23 protein-coding genes are annotated in these 18,392 nt (G+C 32.2%); 17 read left to right on the forward strand and 6 right to left on the reverse strand.

Going from position 1 to position 18,392, the window contains the following annotated elements; translation table 11 throughout:
• Nucleotides 1-68: 68 nt before the first annotated feature.
• Genes BHU61_RS03955 through BHU61_RS03970 form a run of 4 tightly spaced genes read left to right on the forward strand, consistent with a single transcriptional unit; the run spans nucleotide 69 to nucleotide 2,197 of the window.
• On the forward strand, nucleotides 69-1,148 hold the full coding sequence (locus BHU61_RS03955) for a CAP domain-containing protein (protein WP_111714787.1): 1,080 nt from the start codon (nucleotides 69-71) through the stop codon (nucleotides 1,146-1,148).
• Nucleotides 1,108-1,524, forward strand: a complete 417-nt coding sequence (locus BHU61_RS03960; RefSeq protein ID WP_111714789.1) for a hypothetical protein — start codon at nucleotides 1,108-1,110, stop codon at nucleotides 1,522-1,524. The genes BHU61_RS03955 and BHU61_RS03960 overlap by 41 nt, the downstream gene beginning before the upstream one ends.
• A 20-nt stretch (nucleotides 1,525-1,544) precedes the next feature.
• The gene (locus BHU61_RS03965; protein ID WP_111714791.1) at nucleotides 1,545-1,925 is read left to right on the forward strand and encodes a VOC family protein; all 381 of its coding nucleotides are present in this window, start codon (nucleotides 1,545-1,547) and stop codon (nucleotides 1,923-1,925) included.
• A 20-nt stretch (nucleotides 1,926-1,945) separates the two neighbouring features.
• On the forward strand, nucleotides 1,946-2,197 hold the full coding sequence (locus BHU61_RS03970) for a hypothetical protein (protein ID WP_111714793.1): 252 nt from the start codon (nucleotides 1,946-1,948) through the stop codon (nucleotides 2,195-2,197).
• Between the two features lie 43 nt (nucleotides 2,198-2,240).
• Here the strand turns inward: BHU61_RS03970 and BHU61_RS03975 are convergent, their stop codons facing one another.
• Entirely contained in the window at nucleotides 2,241-3,017 is a 777-nt protein-coding gene (locus tag BHU61_RS03975) for a metal-binding protein ZinT (RefSeq protein ID WP_111714794.1), read from the reverse strand.
• Nucleotides 3,018-3,170: 153 nt separating this feature from the next.
• Here BHU61_RS03975 and BHU61_RS13345 point away from each other — a divergent pair, with 153 nt between their 5' ends.
• Nucleotides 3,171-3,326 (forward strand): hypothetical protein, encoded by a 156-nt coding sequence (locus BHU61_RS13345; protein WP_170122444.1) that lies wholly within the window; start codon nucleotides 3,171-3,173, stop codon nucleotides 3,324-3,326.
• A 96-nt stretch (nucleotides 3,327-3,422) separates the two neighbouring features.
• On the opposite strand, the gene BHU61_RS03980 is transcribed toward BHU61_RS13345, so the two are convergent.
• Both BHU61_RS03980 and lexA read right to left on the reverse strand, forming a co-directional pair.
• Nucleotides 3,423-3,632, reverse strand: coding sequence for a PspC domain-containing protein (locus tag BHU61_RS03980; protein ID WP_111714796.1), 210 nt, complete (start codon nucleotides 3,630-3,632; stop codon nucleotides 3,423-3,425).
• A 407-nt stretch (nucleotides 3,633-4,039) separates the two neighbouring features.
• Nucleotides 4,040-4,657: a transcriptional repressor LexA gene (lexA, locus tag BHU61_RS03985; protein ID WP_111714797.1), complete on the reverse strand. Its 618-nt coding sequence runs from the start codon at nucleotides 4,655-4,657 to the stop codon at nucleotides 4,040-4,042.
• 145 nt (nucleotides 4,658-4,802) lie between these two features.
• Between lexA and BHU61_RS03990 the strand changes: the two genes are divergently transcribed.
• The 4 genes from BHU61_RS03990 to BHU61_RS04005 all read left to right on the forward strand — a co-directional run bounded on the left by BHU61_RS03990 (nucleotide 4,803) and on the right by BHU61_RS04005 (nucleotide 7,779).
• Nucleotides 4,803-5,024 carry a hypothetical protein gene (locus BHU61_RS03990; RefSeq protein WP_111714799.1) on the forward strand — a complete coding sequence of 74 codons (222 nt, stop codon included), beginning with the start codon at nucleotides 4,803-4,805 and terminating at the stop codon, nucleotides 5,022-5,024.
• Nucleotides 5,025-5,112: 88 nt separating this feature from the next.
• Nucleotides 5,113-5,349 carry a DUF896 domain-containing protein gene (locus BHU61_RS03995; protein WP_111714800.1) on the forward strand — a complete coding sequence of 79 codons (237 nt, stop codon included), beginning with the start codon at nucleotides 5,113-5,115 and terminating at the stop codon, nucleotides 5,347-5,349.
• 92 nt (nucleotides 5,350-5,441) lie between these two features.
• The gene (gene tkt, locus BHU61_RS04000) at nucleotides 5,442-7,424 is read left to right on the forward strand and encodes a transketolase (protein ID WP_111714802.1); all 1,983 of its coding nucleotides are present in this window, start codon (nucleotides 5,442-5,444) and stop codon (nucleotides 7,422-7,424) included.
• Between the two features lie 124 nt (nucleotides 7,425-7,548).
• On the forward strand, nucleotides 7,549-7,779 hold the full coding sequence (locus tag BHU61_RS04005; RefSeq protein ID WP_096076599.1) for a YneF family protein: 231 nt from the start codon (nucleotides 7,549-7,551) through the stop codon (nucleotides 7,777-7,779).
• A 55-nt stretch (nucleotides 7,780-7,834) separates the two neighbouring features.
• Here BHU61_RS04005 and BHU61_RS04010 read toward each other — a convergent pair whose 3' ends face one another.
• The gene (locus tag BHU61_RS04010) at nucleotides 7,835-8,572 is read right to left on the reverse strand and encodes a hypothetical protein (protein WP_111714804.1); all 738 of its coding nucleotides are present in this window, start codon (nucleotides 8,570-8,572) and stop codon (nucleotides 7,835-7,837) included.
• 197 nt (nucleotides 8,573-8,769) lie between these two features.
• Here BHU61_RS04010 and BHU61_RS04015 point away from each other — a divergent pair, with 197 nt between their 5' ends.
• Both BHU61_RS04015 and BHU61_RS04020 read left to right on the forward strand, forming a co-directional pair.
• On the forward strand, nucleotides 8,770-9,444 hold the full coding sequence (locus BHU61_RS04015; RefSeq protein ID WP_111714805.1) for a cytochrome c biogenesis CcdA family protein: 675 nt from the start codon (nucleotides 8,770-8,772) through the stop codon (nucleotides 9,442-9,444).
• A 14-nt stretch (nucleotides 9,445-9,458) separates the two neighbouring features.
• A complete protein-coding gene (locus tag BHU61_RS04020) occupies nucleotides 9,459-9,926 on the forward strand; it encodes a CcdC family protein (protein ID WP_111714807.1) in 468 nt (155 codons plus the stop codon).
• A 39-nt stretch (nucleotides 9,927-9,965) separates the two neighbouring features.
• On the opposite strand, the gene BHU61_RS04025 is transcribed toward BHU61_RS04020, so the two are convergent.
• On the reverse strand, nucleotides 9,966-10,463 hold the full coding sequence (locus tag BHU61_RS04025; RefSeq protein WP_111714808.1) for a DUF2621 domain-containing protein: 498 nt from the start codon (nucleotides 10,461-10,463) through the stop codon (nucleotides 9,966-9,968).
• 94 nt (nucleotides 10,464-10,557) lie between these two features.
• On the opposite strand from BHU61_RS04025, the gene BHU61_RS04030 reads away from it, so the two are divergent.
• The 5 genes from BHU61_RS04030 to BHU61_RS04050 all read left to right on the forward strand — a co-directional run bounded on the left by BHU61_RS04030 (nucleotide 10,558) and on the right by BHU61_RS04050 (nucleotide 16,058).
• Nucleotides 10,558-10,761, forward strand: coding sequence for a DUF1659 domain-containing protein (locus tag BHU61_RS04030; RefSeq protein ID WP_111714810.1), 204 nt, complete (start codon nucleotides 10,558-10,560; stop codon nucleotides 10,759-10,761).
• A gap of 22 nt (nucleotides 10,762-10,783) precedes the next feature.
• A complete protein-coding gene (locus BHU61_RS04035; RefSeq protein ID WP_170122445.1) occupies nucleotides 10,784-11,008 on the forward strand; it encodes a DUF2922 domain-containing protein in 225 nt (74 codons plus the stop codon).
• Between the two features lie 101 nt (nucleotides 11,009-11,109).
• A complete protein-coding gene (locus tag BHU61_RS04040) occupies nucleotides 11,110-12,225 on the forward strand; it encodes an exonuclease SbcCD subunit D (protein WP_111714813.1) in 1,116 nt (371 codons plus the stop codon).
• Nucleotides 12,215-15,322: an AAA family ATPase gene (locus BHU61_RS04045; protein ID WP_111714815.1), complete on the forward strand. Its 3,108-nt coding sequence runs from the start codon at nucleotides 12,215-12,217 to the stop codon at nucleotides 15,320-15,322. Before BHU61_RS04040 ends, BHU61_RS04045 begins: the two co-directional genes overlap by 11 nt.
• A gap of 109 nt (nucleotides 15,323-15,431) precedes the next feature.
• Complete coding sequence (locus tag BHU61_RS04050) at nucleotides 15,432-16,058, forward strand: SCO family protein (RefSeq protein ID WP_111714816.1); 627 nt, start codon at nucleotides 15,432-15,434, stop codon at nucleotides 16,056-16,058.
• A 44-nt stretch (nucleotides 16,059-16,102) separates the two neighbouring features.
• On the opposite strand, the gene mscL is transcribed toward BHU61_RS04050, so the two are convergent.
• Nucleotides 16,103-16,471 (reverse strand): large conductance mechanosensitive channel protein MscL, encoded by a 369-nt coding sequence (gene mscL, locus BHU61_RS04055; RefSeq protein WP_111714818.1) that lies wholly within the window; start codon nucleotides 16,469-16,471, stop codon nucleotides 16,103-16,105.
• Nucleotides 16,472-16,778: 307 nt separating this feature from the next.
• Here mscL and BHU61_RS04060 point away from each other — a divergent pair, with 307 nt between their 5' ends.
• Nucleotides 16,779-18,332, forward strand: a complete 1,554-nt coding sequence (locus BHU61_RS04060) for a glycine betaine uptake BCCT transporter (RefSeq protein WP_111714820.1) — start codon at nucleotides 16,779-16,781, stop codon at nucleotides 18,330-18,332.
• Nucleotides 18,333-18,392: the final 60 nt, after the last annotated feature.

Below are 18,392 nucleotides of genomic sequence, written 5' to 3' on the forward strand. Positions count from 1 at the left end.
AAAGAATTAAATTTGATATAATTAAAAACATACACGCTGTGTATGTTTTTAATTTATAGAGGTGTTACATGAAGCAAATATTGTCATTATGCCTAGTAATAATATTTATACTTATTTTTCCGATTAGTTTTCTTCAATTATCCGATAATATTATTTTGAATATAAAGTCTGAACTACGTGAAATGATTAAAGAAAATCATTTACTGACTGAAAAGCCGGAAAAAGCAAAAAATATAAATGTCGGAAAAATTAAAATGGGGATGACCCAATCACAAGTCAATCATATTTTAGGTAAACCGCATGAACAATTGTTAAATGAATACCAACAGTACTGGACGGTCTATCATAGAGATTATGATGACTTTATGCTGGTTATGTATTTAAATGGTAAGGTGAGTGGTGTCTATTCCAATCAGAATATGATCGTTACTGATAATGGTATAAAGTATGGTTTGACACGCGAAAATGTTGAGAAAAAACTAGGTCAGCCGTTGGAAGTTTTTCAAGGTAAAGATTATCAACTTGCTTTAGACAATAAAGAAAGTGCGATTTATCAGTATGGACAGTACTTTGTTACAATTTATTATGATAAGTATCGTAATAATACAGTAAGTGGAATAAAAATTATTAATAAGTCAATTGATCAGTTGAAGCAAAATTATTATGCTTATCCAAATGATAATTTAGAGAAAGATTATGCAAGGTTACACTTTGAGTTAACAAATGCAACAAGAAAAATGTTTGGTAAGCAAATACTAAATGTACATCCAGAAATTGCAAAAGTTGCATCTGCACACGCAAAAGATATGGCTGAACATCATTATTTCAGTCATACAAATAAACAGAATGAAACACCATTTGACCGTATTAAAAAAGCAAATTTAAATTATAGTGTCGCTGGTGAAAATATCGCTTACGGTCAAGTATCACCCATCGAAGCGCATCATGGATTGATGAATAGTTTAGGCCATAGAAAAAATATTCTGAAACAGAATTATTTGAGTTTAGGCGTAGGAATAGCATTCAATGACAACAATCAGCCATATTATGCTGAAAACTATATTACGCAATATAAAAAAAAAAATTTATTTTCAAAAGGAGTTTCAAATGAAAGAAAAAATATCTGCTTCATTATTGATAACAACTGAAGACAAAATATTAGTACAGGATTTCGGAAATAAACAAATGAAATTACCAAGTGTCGTAAAATCAGGTCAATCAACAATTAAAGATACTGCAGAACAATTTGCACGTAAATTAAATCACGATATTAAAGTTGGGGGTATATTGTTTGTCGTTGAAGAGAAAAAAGAATTCAAGACATGGTTATCGAAAACGATGGCCAATGATACTGCATTTGTGTTTAACGCTAAAAATAAACAAGAATTTAGAGTTCGTGCACCATATGCCTGGTTAGACTTTGACTATCTAGATCAGCTTGATATCGCAGATGAGTTAAAACATTTAATTGTTTCGAACCAAGTGATAAAATCAAGTGTACCACTTATTAATTTACACAAATAAAAAGAGCAGAGGGAGAATAAATGAAATCATACTGGATTAATTTACCTGTTGCAGATGTGAAAGCATCAACTGAATTTTTTAGAAATATTGGTTTTGAGATTAATGAAGAGCGTTCAAATGATGATACATTAGCTGGAATAATGGTAGGGAAACAAGTAATTTGTTTATTTAGAAAAGATGTTCTGGAAGGCTTTATGGGACGTGAAAGTAGAAGGAGATCTGATTATCCTGAAACGATTATTTCTTTTGATATGGAGAGTGATGAAGCAGTTGATGAATTGGCAAGATTAATAGAACAAAATGGTGGGAAAGTATTGAGTCCTCCAGGTAAGAAAAATGGTTATTATGGTATAATGTTTTCAGATTTAGATGATCATTTATTCAATGTTATCGTAATGTAGGAATAAAGGCAGGAATTATTATGTATCGTTTTATTGTAATATTATTATTATTAATGAGTTCACTTTTATTGATATTTACACCATTTATTCATGGAAGAGGTCAAATTAATTTATATGTACAGATGCTTTTGTATGTAACGACCTTACTTGGTTTATATATGAGTGCTTTATTTGGTAATGTAAGTCATAGAAAGCTATTTGTTGGATTAAATCTTATCATTGTGATATTAATTATTTCAATGCATACATTCAACTTCTGGATAGGAAAATAAAAACCAGGAGCTTATCATATTAGGATAAGTTCCTGGTTTTTTATTAATGTGCTAACATTTCTTCTTTTACTTCTTCACCTTTTAAATCACTTGGATAATATGTTGGCCAATTATCCATTTCTTTGAGTAACTGTGCACGATCATTACCCATATATATATGGTAGTGTAATGCTTTTTCAGGTGCGATAATATGGTCGCTAAATTGTATAAACTTTGGTGCAGCATCATCACCGCTCACTTTTTTAAAGATAAATCGTACACCACGGTTGCCTGCTTCATAAGTTAATATTTCTTTACCATCATATGTATATTCACCTGTCGATTTTTCTTTTCCTTTATAAAAAGATATTGATTTTTCACCGATATTAATTCGATTTACATCAGTCTTATAGCCTGTTGTATAATATGCTTTATATTCCTTAGCAGATTTTGAATCATCTTCTTCTGCTTTATGCTCAAATACATCATCTAGCGTTCCATCTTTTAAATAAGGATATACGGATTGCCAATCGCCTTCCCAATCTGTTAATGGACGATCTTTAACTTGTTCATCTTTAAAAATACCTTTATAAATATTTTCTTCTTCTTTCGTCATTGCATGACCACCATGTGAATGACCATGATCGTGAGCATGTTCGCTTTGTTCTTGTTCATGGTCATTTGCATGCTCTTTAGAAGTCGTTTTCTCATGCGTTGCGTTAGAATTTGTCTCAGTCTTATGTGTTTGTTCTTTTTCATTTTCAGTGTTAGCATCCTGACAGCCCACTAATAATACACCTAATGATAAGATGCCTAAACCTGTTAATATACTTTGTTTCATAATAATTCTCCTTTTTCGTAATCATTACGATTCAATACTAAAGCAATACAATATAAAAGTAAATAGGAATTATTACTATTTAAACAAAAAGTTAAATATATTAAAAAAAGATGGTATGATGAACATCATATAATATAGAAAAGTAGGGTTGAAATGTCTAACTATCATATCAAGATACTCGTTTTGTTTATTTATGCATTCATATTATTCATATGTCGTTATGGCTTAATGATCATTGATGATAAAATAACGATATTATTGCTCGTATTAGGATTTGGGACTGTGGCGTTATTAAATAAGAGGGAATAAGTAGCAAATATTAAAATGAATAAGCAGAGAAAGAGCTTAAGACAAATGTGCGAATACACATTGTCTTAAGCTTTGTTTAATTTAATAAATTTTTAATTAGTAACGATCGATAACATCAACGTCTTTTGGCATAAAGAGTGCAAGAATAAGATAGATTGTAAATGTTGGGATATGTACAGTTAAGAATGAAACAAGAATAAAGATAACACGGAGTAGTGTTGAATCCATGTTTAAATATTCAGCAAAACCGCCTAATACACCAGCCAAATATCTATCAGTTGTAGAACGTGCTAATTTTCTATGCATGTCATTCGCCTCCTTAACTATATTATATCAAGGAAAAGGAAAGTTATAAAATTTCTGAAGTGGAAAAAGTGAAATATTTGTATGTTCTCATGAATTATTGTAAAATATTAGTAGTTAATTTAATATAAATTGTTACTTCCTGTATTAAAAACAAATACATCGATGTTTGATTCATTTCTTTTTGGGTATATTTTATAAGTAAGCCTTTTATAATGAATATACATTATAAGAATGAGATAAGGGGATAGTACGATGGAAACAAAATCAAAAGAACATAAAGACATATTAGAACAAGTAAAAGAAATCATTGGACGTAAATAATCGTAATAGTAAAATAATTATTATCTAAATGTAAAATAATATAAACGAAAATAAGAGCGAATGACATTAGTCATGCGCTCTTATTTTTAAAATTCTCTAAACAACCCAACAACTTTGCCTAAAACAGTTACAGAATCTAAATAGATTGGATCCATTGAACTATTTTCTGGTTGTAATCGATAACGATTATTTTCTTTATAGAATCTTTTGACAGTTGCTTCGTCTTCTTCAGTCATAGCAACGATAATATCCCCATTCTCTGCAATAGACTGTCTTCTAACAATCACTTTATCTTTATCATATATACCAGCTTCTATCATACTTTCACCAACAACATCTAAAATAAAGATGTCACTATTATGACTACTTGTAAAGTGAGCAGGTAATGGAAAGTATTCTTCAACATTCTCAATCGCAGTAATAGGGACCCCTGCTGTTACTTTACCGATAACCGGAACGTGAATGGTTTCTGAATAATCAGTAGGTGTTTCATCCTGTACTATTTCTATCGCTCGTGGCTTAGTTGGGTCTCTTTTAATATATCCTTTTTCTTCTAATCGAGATAAATGCCCATGAACTGTCGAAGATGAAGCTAAACCAACCGCTTCTCCGATCTCTCGAACACTAGGTGGGTATCCTTTAGTTGATACAACATGTTTTAAATATTCATATATTTCTTCTTGCCTTTTAGTTAGTTCTCTCATTTATAAACACTCCTTAGCATTGGTGTTATTTGTATTATAGCATATACGTTCGCATGTAACAAACATTTGTTCGTGTTTTTATTGACACAGAACAAATGTTCTGTTAAAGTATAAATACAAACAAATGTTCTAGGAGGAATTAACTATGACAGTTACTATTTCAAAGGAATTTATGATGTATTTTCTATTATTTATTGTAATTACAGTCTTCGGCCTTTTATATATGACGCAATCTCATTATATTTATGAACAAACTTCACCAGGCATTACAGAACAAGTAAGCGAACAAAATGATGTTCGTAATGATAAAGAACAAACGATACATGATCCAGTGCAAAATGGAGAGGTTTTAGGTGTTGTAAATTAAACGTCCATATAATTTTTTAATTAAGCGAGTGTGACCAGTTGGTTTCACGCGCTTTTTTTGGTATCTTTAAATGGAAAGGAATGAGGGTATGTTAGAACAAGAAAAAATGAATAGAATAAATGAATTAGCACAAAAAAAGAAAACTGAAGGATTAACTGAAGAAGAAGGTAGAGAGCAAACGTTATTACGTAAAGAATATCTTCAGACTTTCAGAAATAGCTTTCAAAAAACAATAGAGAACGCAAAGGTAATCGATCCTGAAGGCAATGATGTTACGCCTGAGAAAGTGAAAGAAATTCAAAGAAACAATAATTTAAGAGAATAATAAATAGTATATTAATGAGTAATTAATATACTAGATAATTATGTATTAGTTTAGTTGAATAATTTAAAATATATTATAAAGGAGAAATAAATATGTTTACAAAAGAAGATCAACTTGCAATTGACACGATCAGAGCATTAAGTATCGATCAGATTGAGGCTGCAAATTCTGGTCATCCGGGTTTACCGATGGGTGCTGCACCATTTGCTTATACATTATGGACGCGTCACCTGAACTTTAATCCTAGCTCAATGAATTTCTTCAATCGAGATAGATTTATTCTTTCTGCTGGTCACGGATCGGCATTATTATATTCTTTATTACATGTTTCTGGTGGATTAGCACTAGAGGAACTGAAAAACTTTAGACAATGGGATTCTAAAACACCAGGACATCCGGAATTTCGTCATACTGAAGGTGTGGAAATTACAACTGGACCATTAGGTCAAGGATTTGCGATGAGTGTTGGTTTTGCCATGGCTGAGAAGCATTTAGCTGCTACGTATAACAAAGATATAGATATCGTGGATCATTATACGTATGCACTTGTTTCAGACGGAGATTTAATGGAAGGTATATCTCATGAAGCTGCAAGTTTAGCAGGTCATCTTAAATTAAATAAACTGATTGCTTTATACGATTCAAATGATATTTCTTTAGATGGAGATCTTGACAAAGCATTCTCTGAGGATGTAAAAGGTCGCTTTGAAGCTTATGGCTGGGAGCATATCTTAGTTGAAGATGGTAATGACTGTGATGCGATTGATAAAGCGATTACGCAGGCAAAATCTTCAGACAAACCTTCAATTATTGAAGTTAAGACAATCATCGGTTATGGTTCACCAAACCGTCAGGGAACAAATGGTGTGCATGGTGCGCCACTTGGTAATGAAGAGAGAATTTTAGCATTTGAAACATATGGATTAGATGCAAACTTAAAATTTGAAGTACCACAATCTGTATATGACATCTTTAATGAAACGATGTTAAAACGTGCAAATGAAGCAGAAGAAACATGGAATAATAAATTTGCAGAATATAAAGAAAAGCAACCAGAACTTGCAGCTCAATTTGAATTAGCGATTAAAGGTGAACTTCCAGAAGGTTATGATACTGAATTACCAAAATATGAAGTAGGTAAATCTGCTGCTACAAGAAGTACATCTGGAGACATGATTCAGGCAATCGCTAAAACAGTACCATCATTCTTTGGTGGGTCTGCAGACTTAGCATCATCAAATAAATCAAATGTTAAAGATACTGCTGATTTCTCAGCTGAATCTCCTGAAGGTAAAAATATATGGTTCGGTGTTAGAGAATTTGCGATGGGAGCTGCATTAAATGGGATGGCTGCTCACGGTGGTTTAAAAGTATACGGGGCGACATTCTTCGTATTTAGTGACTATTTAAAACCTGCTGTAAGATTATCAGCGCTCATGGGACTACCTGTAACATACGTATTTACGCATGATTCAATTGCAGTTGGTGAAGATGGACCAACACATGAGCCGATTGAACAATTAGCAGGATTACGTGCAATCCCTAATCTGAATGTGATTCGTCCGGCAGATGGTAATGAATCTCGCATTGCATGGAAGATTGCTTTGGAATCAAAAGATGTACCTACAGCATTAGTATTAACACGTCAGAACTTAGACGTTACTGATGTTTCTGAAGATGCTCTAGAAGAGGGTGTACGAAAAGGTGCTTATGTCGTATATCAATCTGAAACACCTGAGTATTTACTGATCGCTACTGGATCAGAAGTTGGTCTTGCAGTTGAAGCAGCAAAAGCTTTAGAAGCACAAGGTAAAGGGGTACAAGTTGTTTCAGTACCGAATACACGTGTATTTGATTTACAGGATGATAATTATAAAGAACAAGTGATGCCAAGAGATTTAACGAAACGTGTTGCAATTGAAATGGCTGCCACTGCTACATGGTTCAAATATGTTGGCTTAGATGGTAAAGTGATAGGTATTGATACATTTGGTGCAAGTGCCCCAGGCGAATTAGTTATGGAGAAATTTGGATTTACAGTAGACAATATTGTTAGAGAAATTTTAGACTTATAATATTAATGATCGTTGTTAAAGAAGACTGACTCAGTTCAGTCTTCTTTATTCATGATAAATAACTATTGAAAATTAGACTTTAATCTAGTAAACTTTTAAAAGAATGAGAAAGTGGGTGAAGTGAATGGATACTTGGATTTGGATATTATTAATTATTTTAGCATTAGCAGCAGGTGCAGCTGGTGGTTTCTTCTTAGCACGTAAATACATGATGGATTACTTAAAGAAAAATCCACCAATCAATGAAGAAATGTTACGCATGATGATGATGCAAATGGGTCAAAAACCTTCACAAAAGAAAATTAACCAAATGATGCAAATGATGAACCGCAATATGAATCAAAATTTAAAATAGTAAGACAGTAATTTATTTTACAAAAAAAGCATGAGGAATTTCCTCATGCTTTTTATTATTGACCTGGCATCGGCTCGATAAATCCATCATTAGATGAAGGTGGCTCAGGTGTTGCCGGTTGTGTTGTAGCCGGTTGAGTCGTCGTCGGTTGTGTTGGTCTTGGTGTTGTCGTTGGTGTTGTTGGACGTGTTGTCGTTGGTGCTGTCGGTGTCGTTGGTCGTACAGTCACTGTCGGTGTTGATGGTCTTGTCGTTGGTGATTGTGTTGCAGGACGTGTCACAGCAGGTTGAGACGTACTTGATGCTGGTCTTGATGTAGAAGTATTTGAACTGGTATTACTGTTAGATGTGTTACTAGATGAATTGCTTGATGATGTTGAACGACTTGATGCAGTTGATTTTTTCTTTGATGACGTTTTAGTAGACTCTTTTTTAGAATCGCTTTTACTTTCAGAAGTAGATTTTTCAGTTGTATCATTACTTTCTGATTGTGTTTCTTTATCTGTATCACTGGAAGCAATTTCTTTATTATCTGCTTCTTCAATATCATTTTTACTGTTTTTCTTTTTATTTTTACCGCGTTCTTTTGCAGCTTTGATTTTTTCAAGTGCAGCTTTAGATTTATTTTTGTCTGTTACCTTTTTATCTTCGTCAGTTGATTCTTTATTTTTCGTTTCAAATGCAACTTTTGCTTTATTGACTTCTGATTCATCACGTGCATCTTTTCCACACGCTGCTAACAAGGATACCGATAAAAGTGAAGTCATCGATAATAAGAGATATTTATTTTTCATAGCAAGTCCTCCTGTTAATGTAAATATAGCATTTTTTTCTTAATTTGAACATGATAATCTTCTGATTGTTTAATGTATTTGGTGTGATAAATATTAATGAAATAGACTCAAGATTCTATGAATGTCACATTTCGTTCAAAATCTTAGCATTAAGATGCGCAAATATTTGATAAAATGATTGAGAATGGAGGTTGATTATGGGAGATATTACGATAGCCGTTGCTTTCGGCGCTGGTATACTTAGTTTTATTTCACCGTGTGTTCTGCCGATTTATCCTGCATTTTTATCTTATATTACTGGTGTAAGTTATAATGATCTAAAAGATAATAAAATGGATAAAAAAGCCTTATTACACACTGTATTCTTTTTAATTGGTTTTTCTATTGTCTATATTTCGTTAGGTGTGGGATTAGGTTTTGTTTCAGATTTTCTACAGTCGTATGATAATACGATTCGTATGGTTGGAGGACTACTATGTATAATATTTGGTTTAGTGGTACTAGGCATCTTCAACCCACAGTTTTTAATGAAAGATCGTAAATTTGAATTTAAGAATAGACCGACTGGCTTTATCGGAACGTTACTGATAGGCATTGCATTTGCGGCAGGCTGGACTCCATGTATGGGTCCGATTATCGGAACTATTTTTTCTATGGCAGCTGTTAATCAATCGTTAGCGCTGATCTATATGATTGCCTATGTTCTTGGATTTTGTATTCCATTTTTCTTATTGACATTCTTTATCACAAAAATTAATATATTAAAGAAATATAGTCAGATAATCACTAAAATTGGTGGAGTAATGATGATTATTATGGGATTGTTATTATTCTTTGATAAGTTAACAGCAATCACCCAATTTTTTAGTTAGAAAGAAGGATGGATATGTATTTTGTGATATCGATGCTCGTAGCATTATTTATGGGTACGGCAGTTATTATAGTTAGAATGAAGGCTCAAAATTATCCCACAAATGTTAAGAAAATTATTCTTCCACCGTTTTTTATGTCTACGGGAGCGTTGATGTATGTAGTACCTTACTTTCGATTGACACCGATGGAAATATTAGAAGCGGTTGTCGTCGGAATGTTCTTTTCGATTTTCTTAATCTATACTTCTAACTTTGTTGTTAAAGATAACTTAATTTATATGAAACGATCGAAGTTATTTCCGCTCATTTTAATTTCTTTACTGATTATTCGTAGTGTGATGAAATTTTACTTAAGTAGTACGATTCATCCAGGTGAATTAGCTGGTATGTTCTTCTTACTGGCATTCAGTATGATTGTGCCATGGCGTATTGCGATGTATATTAAATATAAGAAGTTAGAGCGCACTTTAATTAAAGATTGACATAAAAATAAGCCGGGTAGTGAATGATCACTGCTCGGCTTATTTTTGTTTTTCAGTTTTCACTATTTCTGAATGATCAAATATAGAGAATTTTTGTTTCTCATCATCCGCATACTTAAAGTAATCTTCGTAGGGCGAATAATCAATTCCTAATTGATTGAGTTTCTTTTTCATAAAAGGGTGATCACGTTTTGGTGTAGCGATGATGTATCCGCGTAATATATGATCAAGTTCTATACTTTCGGCTTGTTCGTCTAACGCAATTTTTGAGATACGTCCTGCGATACGTTCTTTTGCAACATCACGAAATAGTTCCGGTACAGGAGAAACCAGTTCATTGAGTAAACTTTTAGCATCATCTCCCCAGAGTGGTAAAGCTTTATTAATGTAATAATCTTGCCAGTCAAGCTCACTTTTACCATCTTCTTTTGGCATACGCTTTAAAAATTTACGGAACATAAAGAAACCACCGATTGCCAGCATAGAAATAAAGAATACTGTCCATAAGAAAATAAATATCATAAACCAGTCGTTCATGTCGTTCACCTCTAAACACATTATATAGAACTAAAAAATATGTGTCTATCTAATAATCTTTATTCGATATATAAAGTGTAAAGGAGGTGAGAACATGTTAAAAGAAGTTGTATTAAATCTTATGTATGTTACAGGTGTAAAAGAAGATGGTAAAGAAGTATTTAAGACAAGACGTTTTAATCAAGTGCGTATGGATTTGCTTGATAGTGATTTACAAAACTTTGCAACATTAATGTCTGAATTGACTGGTGAAGATTATGTAAAGATTGATAAAGTTGAAACGAAAGCAGTGATTTAATTATTAGCGGGAGGAATAAATGATGAAAAGCTTACAAATGAACTTTTTAACGGATACTGGAAAAAACTACACATTTACAGTGAATCAGCCGAAACAGGATTTGACACGTGAAACGGTATTATCTGTAATGGAGAGCATCGTCAATAGTAAATATTTTATTACGACAGCAGGTGTTCCAGTATCGATAAAATCAGCAAAATTAGTCGATAAAGTTGAAACGATTCTTTTTGATTTAGAGGAAAAGTAATAATAACATATTAATAAATGCATACTTGTTGAATATACCATCGGCACATCCCTATATCAGGGATGTGTTTTTTTGTATAATAAATGCTGAGGTGAAAAAGTATGAAGATAATGCATATCGCAGATTTACATATTGGACGAACAATCAATCAGTTTTCTTTACTAAATGATCAGCAGATGATTTTAAATCAGCTCATAGAACGAATTGATGAAGAGGGCATAGATGTACTTGTCATAGCAGGTGATATATATGATCGTTCAATACCATCAAAGGAAGCAATGCAGGTATATGAGTCATTTTTACTATCAGTAAATGTAGATAGAAAAATTCCGGTGCTCGCTGTAAGCGGAAATCACGATGGTGCTGAACGTTTAGGTCATGCAAGAAATTATTTTAAGCAGTTCCAATATTATCTTTCAACTACGATTGAAGATAGTTTAACACCTGTAATCATTGATGGTGTTCATTTCTACTTAGTCCCTTATATTGATCTGGCATATGCCCGTCAGTATTTCAATGATGAATCGATAAGAACGCATCAGGATACATATCAGAAGATAATATCAAACATAGAAAACAATATGGATAAAAATAAGAAAAACATATTGATCAGTCATCTATTTGTTGCTGGTGGTGCGGTAACAGAATCTGAAAGAGAACTCGTTATCGGGACTGTCGAGCATGTGAATAAATCATTATTTGATGAATTTGACTATACGCTGCTCGGTCATCTGCATACACCAGACGCAATAAAAGATGAGAAAGTTTTTTATAGTGGGAGTTTAATGCGTTATTCTTTCTCTGAAATTGGCCAACGTAAGGGTTATAGAATATTTGATTTAAATGAAAATGTAGTAAATTTTAAACCTCTAAAATATGAAAGAGATTTAGAGGTTGCACAAGGAACGTTTAATGAGGCGATGCATTTACAGCTTAAGTGTAATCAGCATGCATATTTAAGGCTTGAACTTAGTGAGATGGAAGCGGTTAATGAACCTATGGCTAAATTAAAACAAATTTATCCGAATTTACTCGAATTAAAACCGATATTGAAAGCAAATAATACATTTACGATGAGTAAGGATGTTACAAGTCTAAATACAATGGATCTCATAGCGACATTCTATCAAGAAATGACGGAAGAAACGTTAAATGATCAACAAATTGATACGCTTCATTCATTACTGACAGCAGGAGGTGATTCAGATGAGACCTAATACATTAACGTTAAAAGCATTTGGTCCTTTTAAGGAAGAAACAATCGATTTTAAAAGCCTTCAAAATCATCAGCTGTTTCTAATCAGTGGTAAGACCGGTGCAGGAAAAACGACGATATTTGATGGGATGATGTACGCATTATTTGGTGTCGCGTCGACGAGTGATCGTGAGGAATCAAATTTAAGAAATATAAATGCACAGGATGATGAACCCACAGAAGTTATCTATAACTTTTATATGCAGGGCAAACAATATGAAATTTACAGAGACATATCCTTTATAAAAAATGGTAATAAGACGAAGAAACCAACTCAGCTCAATGTTTATGAAATCGATGCAAACGAGAAACGATTGCTAGCATCTGGACTGACTGCTGGAAAAGAAAAGATAAAAGATATTATAAAGCTGGATGCCCATCAATTTAGAAAAATTTTTATATTACCACAAGGTGAATTTAAATCATTACTTGTCTCGGGATCAAAAGAAAAGTCAGATATATTACGTACACTTTTCGATACGACGAACATTCAAAAGTTGTCTGCACAACTGCGAGAAAAAGTTCAGCAGGATCAAAAAGAAATGCTGGCATTAGAATCTGAAATAGGTGTCCAGTTTGCCATGTTCAATGGACTAATCGATCAAAATGGGGCAAAAACTTATACCGATAAACGTGATGCAATTCAATCTGCTTTATTAACGATGAATGATGAAATTAAAAAGTCTAAAGAAACGCTTGAAATTAAACGTAATTTGTTAAAGGAAAAAGAGAAAGAAGTAAGTGACGCAGAAATTTTAAATGATAGTATCATACAATTAAAGGAACATGAAGCGGAACGTATTCGTTTAATGGAAAACGAAAAAAATATTAATGACAAGCAAAATGATTTAAAATACCTTATTCAGTTTGATCATTATAAGATGATTGAAAATGATTTATTTTCTCATATTAAGAAAAGAGAAATAGTAGAACAAAACATAAAGCGCCTTAACATTCAATTTCAGGAAATAGAAAAAAGGTTGAAAGTATTACGTAAGCAACAAGAAACATTTCAACAAAGTTATGAAGATATCACTGAAAAGAAAAAATATGTTGTTCAAAATGAGCGTTATACACATTCAAAATATAAAAATTTACAGCAAGATATTCGTAAAAGTAAAGAAAAAATAACCACTTTAACAAATAAGATTGAATCAATACAAGAAAAAGTAAATGATGCGCAAAACTATGAAAGAGAAAAACAGTTGATACAAACGCAAGTACTTGAAAATGATTCAAAAATTACCACACTGGACAATACAATCACAAAAGTTAAGATGCAGATTGTTACATTATCAAAAATTATACAACAATTAGACCGTTTGCTATCAACTAAGGAATCCTATCAAAATATCGATGAATCAATAAAATCATTAAAAAGTAAATTAAATGATTTACAAAGTAGTGAGAAAGTACAGGATGTTGAACAAATAGAAAACATCAAATCTCAATTAAATGTTGGGGATAAATGTCCGGTTTGTGCGAATGTTATTCACAATCTAGATGATACATCACATATAGAAGCACATAAATACCAAATAGAACTAGAACAAATGAAACAACGTCAGCAAAAATTGAGTACTTCTATTGAAATTTACATAAATGAACTTGAAAAAATTCCATCAATTACTCATATTCATGATGAAGATAAATCGAAATTTAATACAATCGAAATTGGTGCATTAAATGAATGGATTGATAATATAACAATCGAAAATATAGGTAATGCAGTGTATTTGGCAATACAGGAACAGGTACAAGCTAATATTAAGGTACTTTCTCATGATATAAAACGTGCAGATAATGAACTTCTGGAACTAACAAATGTTAATTTAAAGTATCAAGAGCAATTACATACGCTTGACGCAGCACACGATGAAACAGTTCAATTTGTTGAATCACTTAAATCAATTCAAGAGGAAGTTACTGTGGTCGAGAAACAATATCACACAGACGCATCTGATTTTTCAAAGTTTCTGCAAGATACGAATACGGATAATCACGAGTCATTTATCAAACGATTCAATACCTATAAAAATGAAATCTCAACTTATGAATCGTCCTTTGAACAATGTAAAGATAATATCGCACAAGACGAAAAAGAAAAACTGGTTATTCATCAAAATGTTGAGAGTTTGAACAGACAAAAAGAAGAAATCGTTCAATCAATTCAACTTTACAATGAAAGAATAGAACAATATCAAATCCCTGAAGCAATTAAACTAAAGTATACTGATAAAAATATTAGTGTTATTATTGAACAATTTGAGAAAGAAATTAAAGCGTTCCATGATAAGCGACTTACACTATCCAATGAAATAGATCGATTCAATCAGATTATTGACAATCGTAAATCACCTAATCTGGATAATTTGCATCAGGAACTAGAAACAATGAGAGAAATGATAGATGAACTGGTTTCAAATGTTGGTTCTATGCAGGAGAAATATCAGAATTATACAAACCAGTTTATAAAGCTTGAAGATAGACTTACTTATTATGAATCAACAATGAAAGATGTAAGATCACTTGTATTATTGAGCGATGCTTTAAATGGAAATAATGCTCAGAAGATAGATATTGAAACTTATGTATTAATGTATTATCTGGAACAGACATTGCTATTAGCTAATAATCGACTAAGACAGATGACGGGTAATCGTTATGAGTTACGACGTCGTGCTGAAAAGCGAGGTGGTGGCAGACAAGGCCTTGTTATAGATGTATTTGATTATAATGCGAATAAAACGAGAAATATATCTTCATTGTCTGGAGGAGAGACGTTTATTGCCTCATTATGCCTAGCATTAGGCTTATCAGATTTTGTGATGCAAATTTCTGGGGGGATTCATCTGGAATCTGTGTTTATTGATGAAGGTTTTGGAACGTTGGATGATGAAACTTTAGAAGTAGCAGTTAACGCATTAATCGATCTGCAAACATCAGGTAAACTCGTTGGAATGATTAGTCATGTACAATTACTCAAAGAAAGAATACCAGCAATATTAAAGATTGAGTCGAACGGTTTTGATAGCAGTGCCACATTTATCATTCAATAATTTCAGGAATCTTAAAAATTGTAATAATTATGACAAAACTTTCGTTGTATTCATATACTCATTACACCTATTATTTGTTATATTAATGTTTGATAAATAGGAGGGAATTATGAAAAAATTACGAATTTTTACAATTATTTTAACTACTTTATTTATTTTTGCGGCTTGTAGTAATTCAAGAATAGTACCGAAGTCTTTATTTGGGAATACCATTACTGAATTTTCAGGGACAAATGAAGAAGGTAAAGCAATTTCTGAGAAAGATTTGAAAGGCAAAGTCTGGTTAGTAGATTTTATCTTTACTAACTGTAAAACTGTTTGTCCACCGATGACTTATAATATGAGTCAAGTTGCAGATGAACTGAAAAAAGAGGGTGTATCTCCTAAAGACTACGGAATTATTAGTTTTAGTGTGGATCCAAAGAAAGACACGCCTGAAAAATTGAAAAAATATATTAATCAGTATAATCCGCCAAAAGGTGTGTGGACAGCTGTTACTGATTATGATGAAAAGTTCATCCGACAGTTTGCAGAAGAGAATTTTAAAACGATTGTCGTTCCACCGACTGCTGACAATGATCAGGCGACACATGGTACATCGTTTTACTTAGTTGACCAAAATGGTGTAATTATGAAAGATTATGCAGGAAAAGATACTGGAGATAAAAAATTTCCGAAAGCAGAAATTGTTGAAGATGTGAAGACAATGATAAAAGAAGGACCTTATAAAAAGTAAAAAAGATAAGAAAAAGAGATTGCAATCGCAATCTCTTTTTAATATTATTTAGAACGCAATAAATCTCTAATTTCAGTTAATAATACAGTATTTTCTTCTACTGCTTCCTCAACTTCTTCAACATCGCTCTTACGTGTTAATTTATTGATTAATTTAACGAATAAGAAGATGGCTGCGGCAACGATTAAGAAATCAACGATAGATTGAATGAAGACACCATATTTAATACCTTTATAAGCCCAGTTTGATGCGAAATCAGTATCACCAAAGATAAGACCGATTATTGGCATAATAACATCTGCTACTAATGAAGATACGATTTTACCAAATGCTGCACCGATTACCACTGCAACTGCTAAATCAAGAACGTTTCCTTTAATAGCAAATTCTTTAAATTCTTTTATTAATGACATGTATAGTCACCTCCTATAATAATTCTATTTTACAATCAAAAATATAAAAAATCAATCTCTATTTATTTATTAAATTAATTTTTATTAAATTTTTATCATTTTACAAATAATATTTCTTTCAATTATAAATAATAAGTATATTTGAAATGAGGTGATGAGAAATAAAATTTTTAGATTATAAAGAAATAGCAATGAAAACGATTTAAATTTTTCATTTTGATATTTTCTTAATATTTATTTATTTGAAATTAACTTTTCTCTTTGTTATACTATAGACTGTTTTTAATAATTAGAGAGGAGTTTTTTAATGAAAGAAGGTAGAAAATTAACACCTGTATTTTTTATTGCACTAGCTTTAGTGGCCGTTACAGTGATTTTAGGTATTACTATTCCAGAAGAATTTAGTAAAATAACAGGTAATATTAACCAATGGATTTCTAAATATTTTGGTTGGTATTATGTTATGGTGACTTCTATATTTGTCTTTACATGTTTATTCTTAATATTAAGTCCGATCGGTAAACTTAAATTAGGTAAACCAAAGGATAAACCTGAATTTAGTACAATCTCATGGTTTGCAATGTTATTTAGTGCAGGTATGGGGATCGGTTTAGTCTTTTATGGTGCATCAGAACCTTTAAGTCATTTTATTACCTCACCTGTTGCTGAACCAGAGACGGATGAAGCGATGAAAGATGCATTTCGTTATACATTTTTCCACTGGGGATTTCATGCGTGGGCAACATATGGCGTTGTAGCGCTTGGACTTGCATATGCACAATTTAGAAAAGGTGAACCAGGATTAATTTCAAGAACACTACGTCCTGTGTTAGGGAATAAGGTTGATGGATGGATTGGAACAATCATTGATGTACTTGCAGTATTTGCAACAGTAGTAGGGGTTGCAGTTTCACTTGGTATGGGTGCTCAGCAGATCAATGGTGGTTTGCATTATCTCTTTAATATTCCAAATACATTTAACGTGAAATTAATCATTGTTATTATCGTTACAATATTATTCTTGATAAGTGCGTGGAGTGGCTTATCAAAAGGTATCCAAATTTTAAGTAATGCAAATATTACGCTCGCAACATTATTATTATTTGCAGTATTATTTTTAGGTCCAACAGTATTAATTTTAAATATGTTTTCAACATCAATCGGTAATTTATTACAGAATTTCTTAAGTATGAGTTTTGATGTTGCGCCACTTGATAAAAATAAACATGACTGGATGAACAGCTGGACAATTTATTATTGGGGCTGGTGGATGAGCTGGAGCCCATTTGTTGGTATCTTTATCGCACGTGTTTCAAAAGGAAGAACGATTCGTGAATTTTTAATCGGTGTATTACTCGTTCCTACTATTATCAGTGCACTATGGTTTAGTGTGTTTGGTGTAACAGGTATTGAAGTATTCAAGGATGTTCCGAAAATTGGTGAAATGGTCGTTGAAACTCAATTGTTTGCAATCTTTGAACATTTGCCGATGGCGATGGGCTTATCATTGATAGCTTTATCATTGATTTGTACTTTCTTTATAACGTCAGCAGATTCTGCGACGTTTGTATTAGGTATGCAGTCTACAAACGGCTCTTTAGAACCAGCAAACTATATTAAAGTGATTTGGGGTGTTGCGCAATCTTTAATCGCGCTTGTGTTAATTTATGCAGGTGGTCTTTCTGCATTGCAAAGCGCAGCGATCATTGCAGCTTTCCCATTCTCATTTGTATTAATGTTGATGTTAGTTTCTGTCTATAAAGACGGAAATAAAGAAAGAATGAGGCTTGGGTTAACGTTGAAACCCGATAAAAAGTTTAGAAATAAAACTTATGAGGTCAATCCTCAGAAAAATAAATAATAGTAAAGACAGTTCAGGTTATTTTACTTGAACTGTCTTTTTATCATAAGTAAAACTTAT

It is taken from the genome of Macrococcus epidermidis (assembly GCF_003259695.1).
Taxonomy (GTDB): Bacteria; Bacillota; Bacilli; order Staphylococcales; family Staphylococcaceae; genus Macrococcoides; species Macrococcoides epidermidis.

Bases quoted from the DNA above. Each gene is read 5' to 3' on its own strand.
- BHU61_RS03980 (WP_111714796.1), bottom strand. From the start codon at position 3,632: ATGCATAGAAAATTAGCACGTTCTACAACTGATAGATATTTGGCTGGT.
- BHU61_RS04040 (WP_111714813.1), top strand. From the start codon at position 11,110: ATGAAGATAATGCATATCGCAGATTTACATATTGGACGAACAATCAAT.
- lexA (WP_111714797.1), bottom strand. From the start codon at position 4,657: ATGAGAGAACTAACTAAAAGGCAAGAAGAAATATATGAATATTTAAAA.
- BHU61_RS04025 (WP_111714808.1), bottom strand. From the start codon at position 10,463: ATGAACGACTGGTTTATGATATTTATTTTCTTATGGACAGTATTCTTT.
- mscL (WP_111714818.1), bottom strand. From the start codon at position 16,471: ATGTCATTAATAAAAGAATTTAAAGAATTTGCTATTAAAGGAAACGTT.
- BHU61_RS04010 (WP_111714804.1), bottom strand. From the start codon at position 8,572: ATGAAAAATAAATATCTCTTATTATCGATGACTTCACTTTTATCGGTA.
- BHU61_RS04015 (WP_111714805.1), top strand. From the start codon at position 8,770: ATGGGAGATATTACGATAGCCGTTGCTTTCGGCGCTGGTATACTTAGT.
- BHU61_RS04035 (WP_170122445.1), top strand. From the start codon at position 10,784: ATGAAAAGCTTACAAATGAACTTTTTAACGGATACTGGAAAAAACTAC.
- tkt (WP_111714802.1), top strand. From the start codon at position 5,442: ATGTTTACAAAAGAAGATCAACTTGCAATTGACACGATCAGAGCATTA.
- BHU61_RS03975 (WP_111714794.1), bottom strand. From the start codon at position 3,017: ATGAAACAAAGTATATTAACAGGTTTAGGCATCTTATCATTAGGTGTA.
- BHU61_RS04045 (WP_111714815.1), top strand. From the start codon at position 12,215: ATGAGACCTAATACATTAACGTTAAAAGCATTTGGTCCTTTTAAGGAA.
- BHU61_RS04030 (WP_111714810.1), top strand. From the start codon at position 10,558: ATGTTAAAAGAAGTTGTATTAAATCTTATGTATGTTACAGGTGTAAAA.
- BHU61_RS04020 (WP_111714807.1), top strand. From the start codon at position 9,459: ATGTATTTTGTGATATCGATGCTCGTAGCATTATTTATGGGTACGGCA.
- BHU61_RS03990 (WP_111714799.1), top strand. From the start codon at position 4,803: ATGACAGTTACTATTTCAAAGGAATTTATGATGTATTTTCTATTATTT.
- BHU61_RS03955 (WP_111714787.1), top strand. From the start codon at position 69: ATGAAGCAAATATTGTCATTATGCCTAGTAATAATATTTATACTTATT.
- BHU61_RS04050 (WP_111714816.1), top strand. From the start codon at position 15,432: ATGAAAAAATTACGAATTTTTACAATTATTTTAACTACTTTATTTATT.
- BHU61_RS03965 (WP_111714791.1), top strand. From the start codon at position 1,545: ATGAAATCATACTGGATTAATTTACCTGTTGCAGATGTGAAAGCATCA.
- BHU61_RS13345 (WP_170122444.1), top strand. From the start codon at position 3,171: ATGTCTAACTATCATATCAAGATACTCGTTTTGTTTATTTATGCATTC.
- BHU61_RS03970 (WP_111714793.1), top strand. From the start codon at position 1,946: ATGTATCGTTTTATTGTAATATTATTATTATTAATGAGTTCACTTTTA.
- BHU61_RS03960 (WP_111714789.1), top strand. From the start codon at position 1,108: ATGAAAGAAAAAATATCTGCTTCATTATTGATAACAACTGAAGACAAA.
- BHU61_RS03995 (WP_111714800.1), top strand. From the start codon at position 5,113: ATGTTAGAACAAGAAAAAATGAATAGAATAAATGAATTAGCACAAAAA.
- BHU61_RS04005 (WP_096076599.1), top strand. From the start codon at position 7,549: ATGGATACTTGGATTTGGATATTATTAATTATTTTAGCATTAGCAGCA.
- BHU61_RS04060 (WP_111714820.1), top strand. From the start codon at position 16,779: ATGAAAGAAGGTAGAAAATTAACACCTGTATTTTTTATTGCACTAGCT.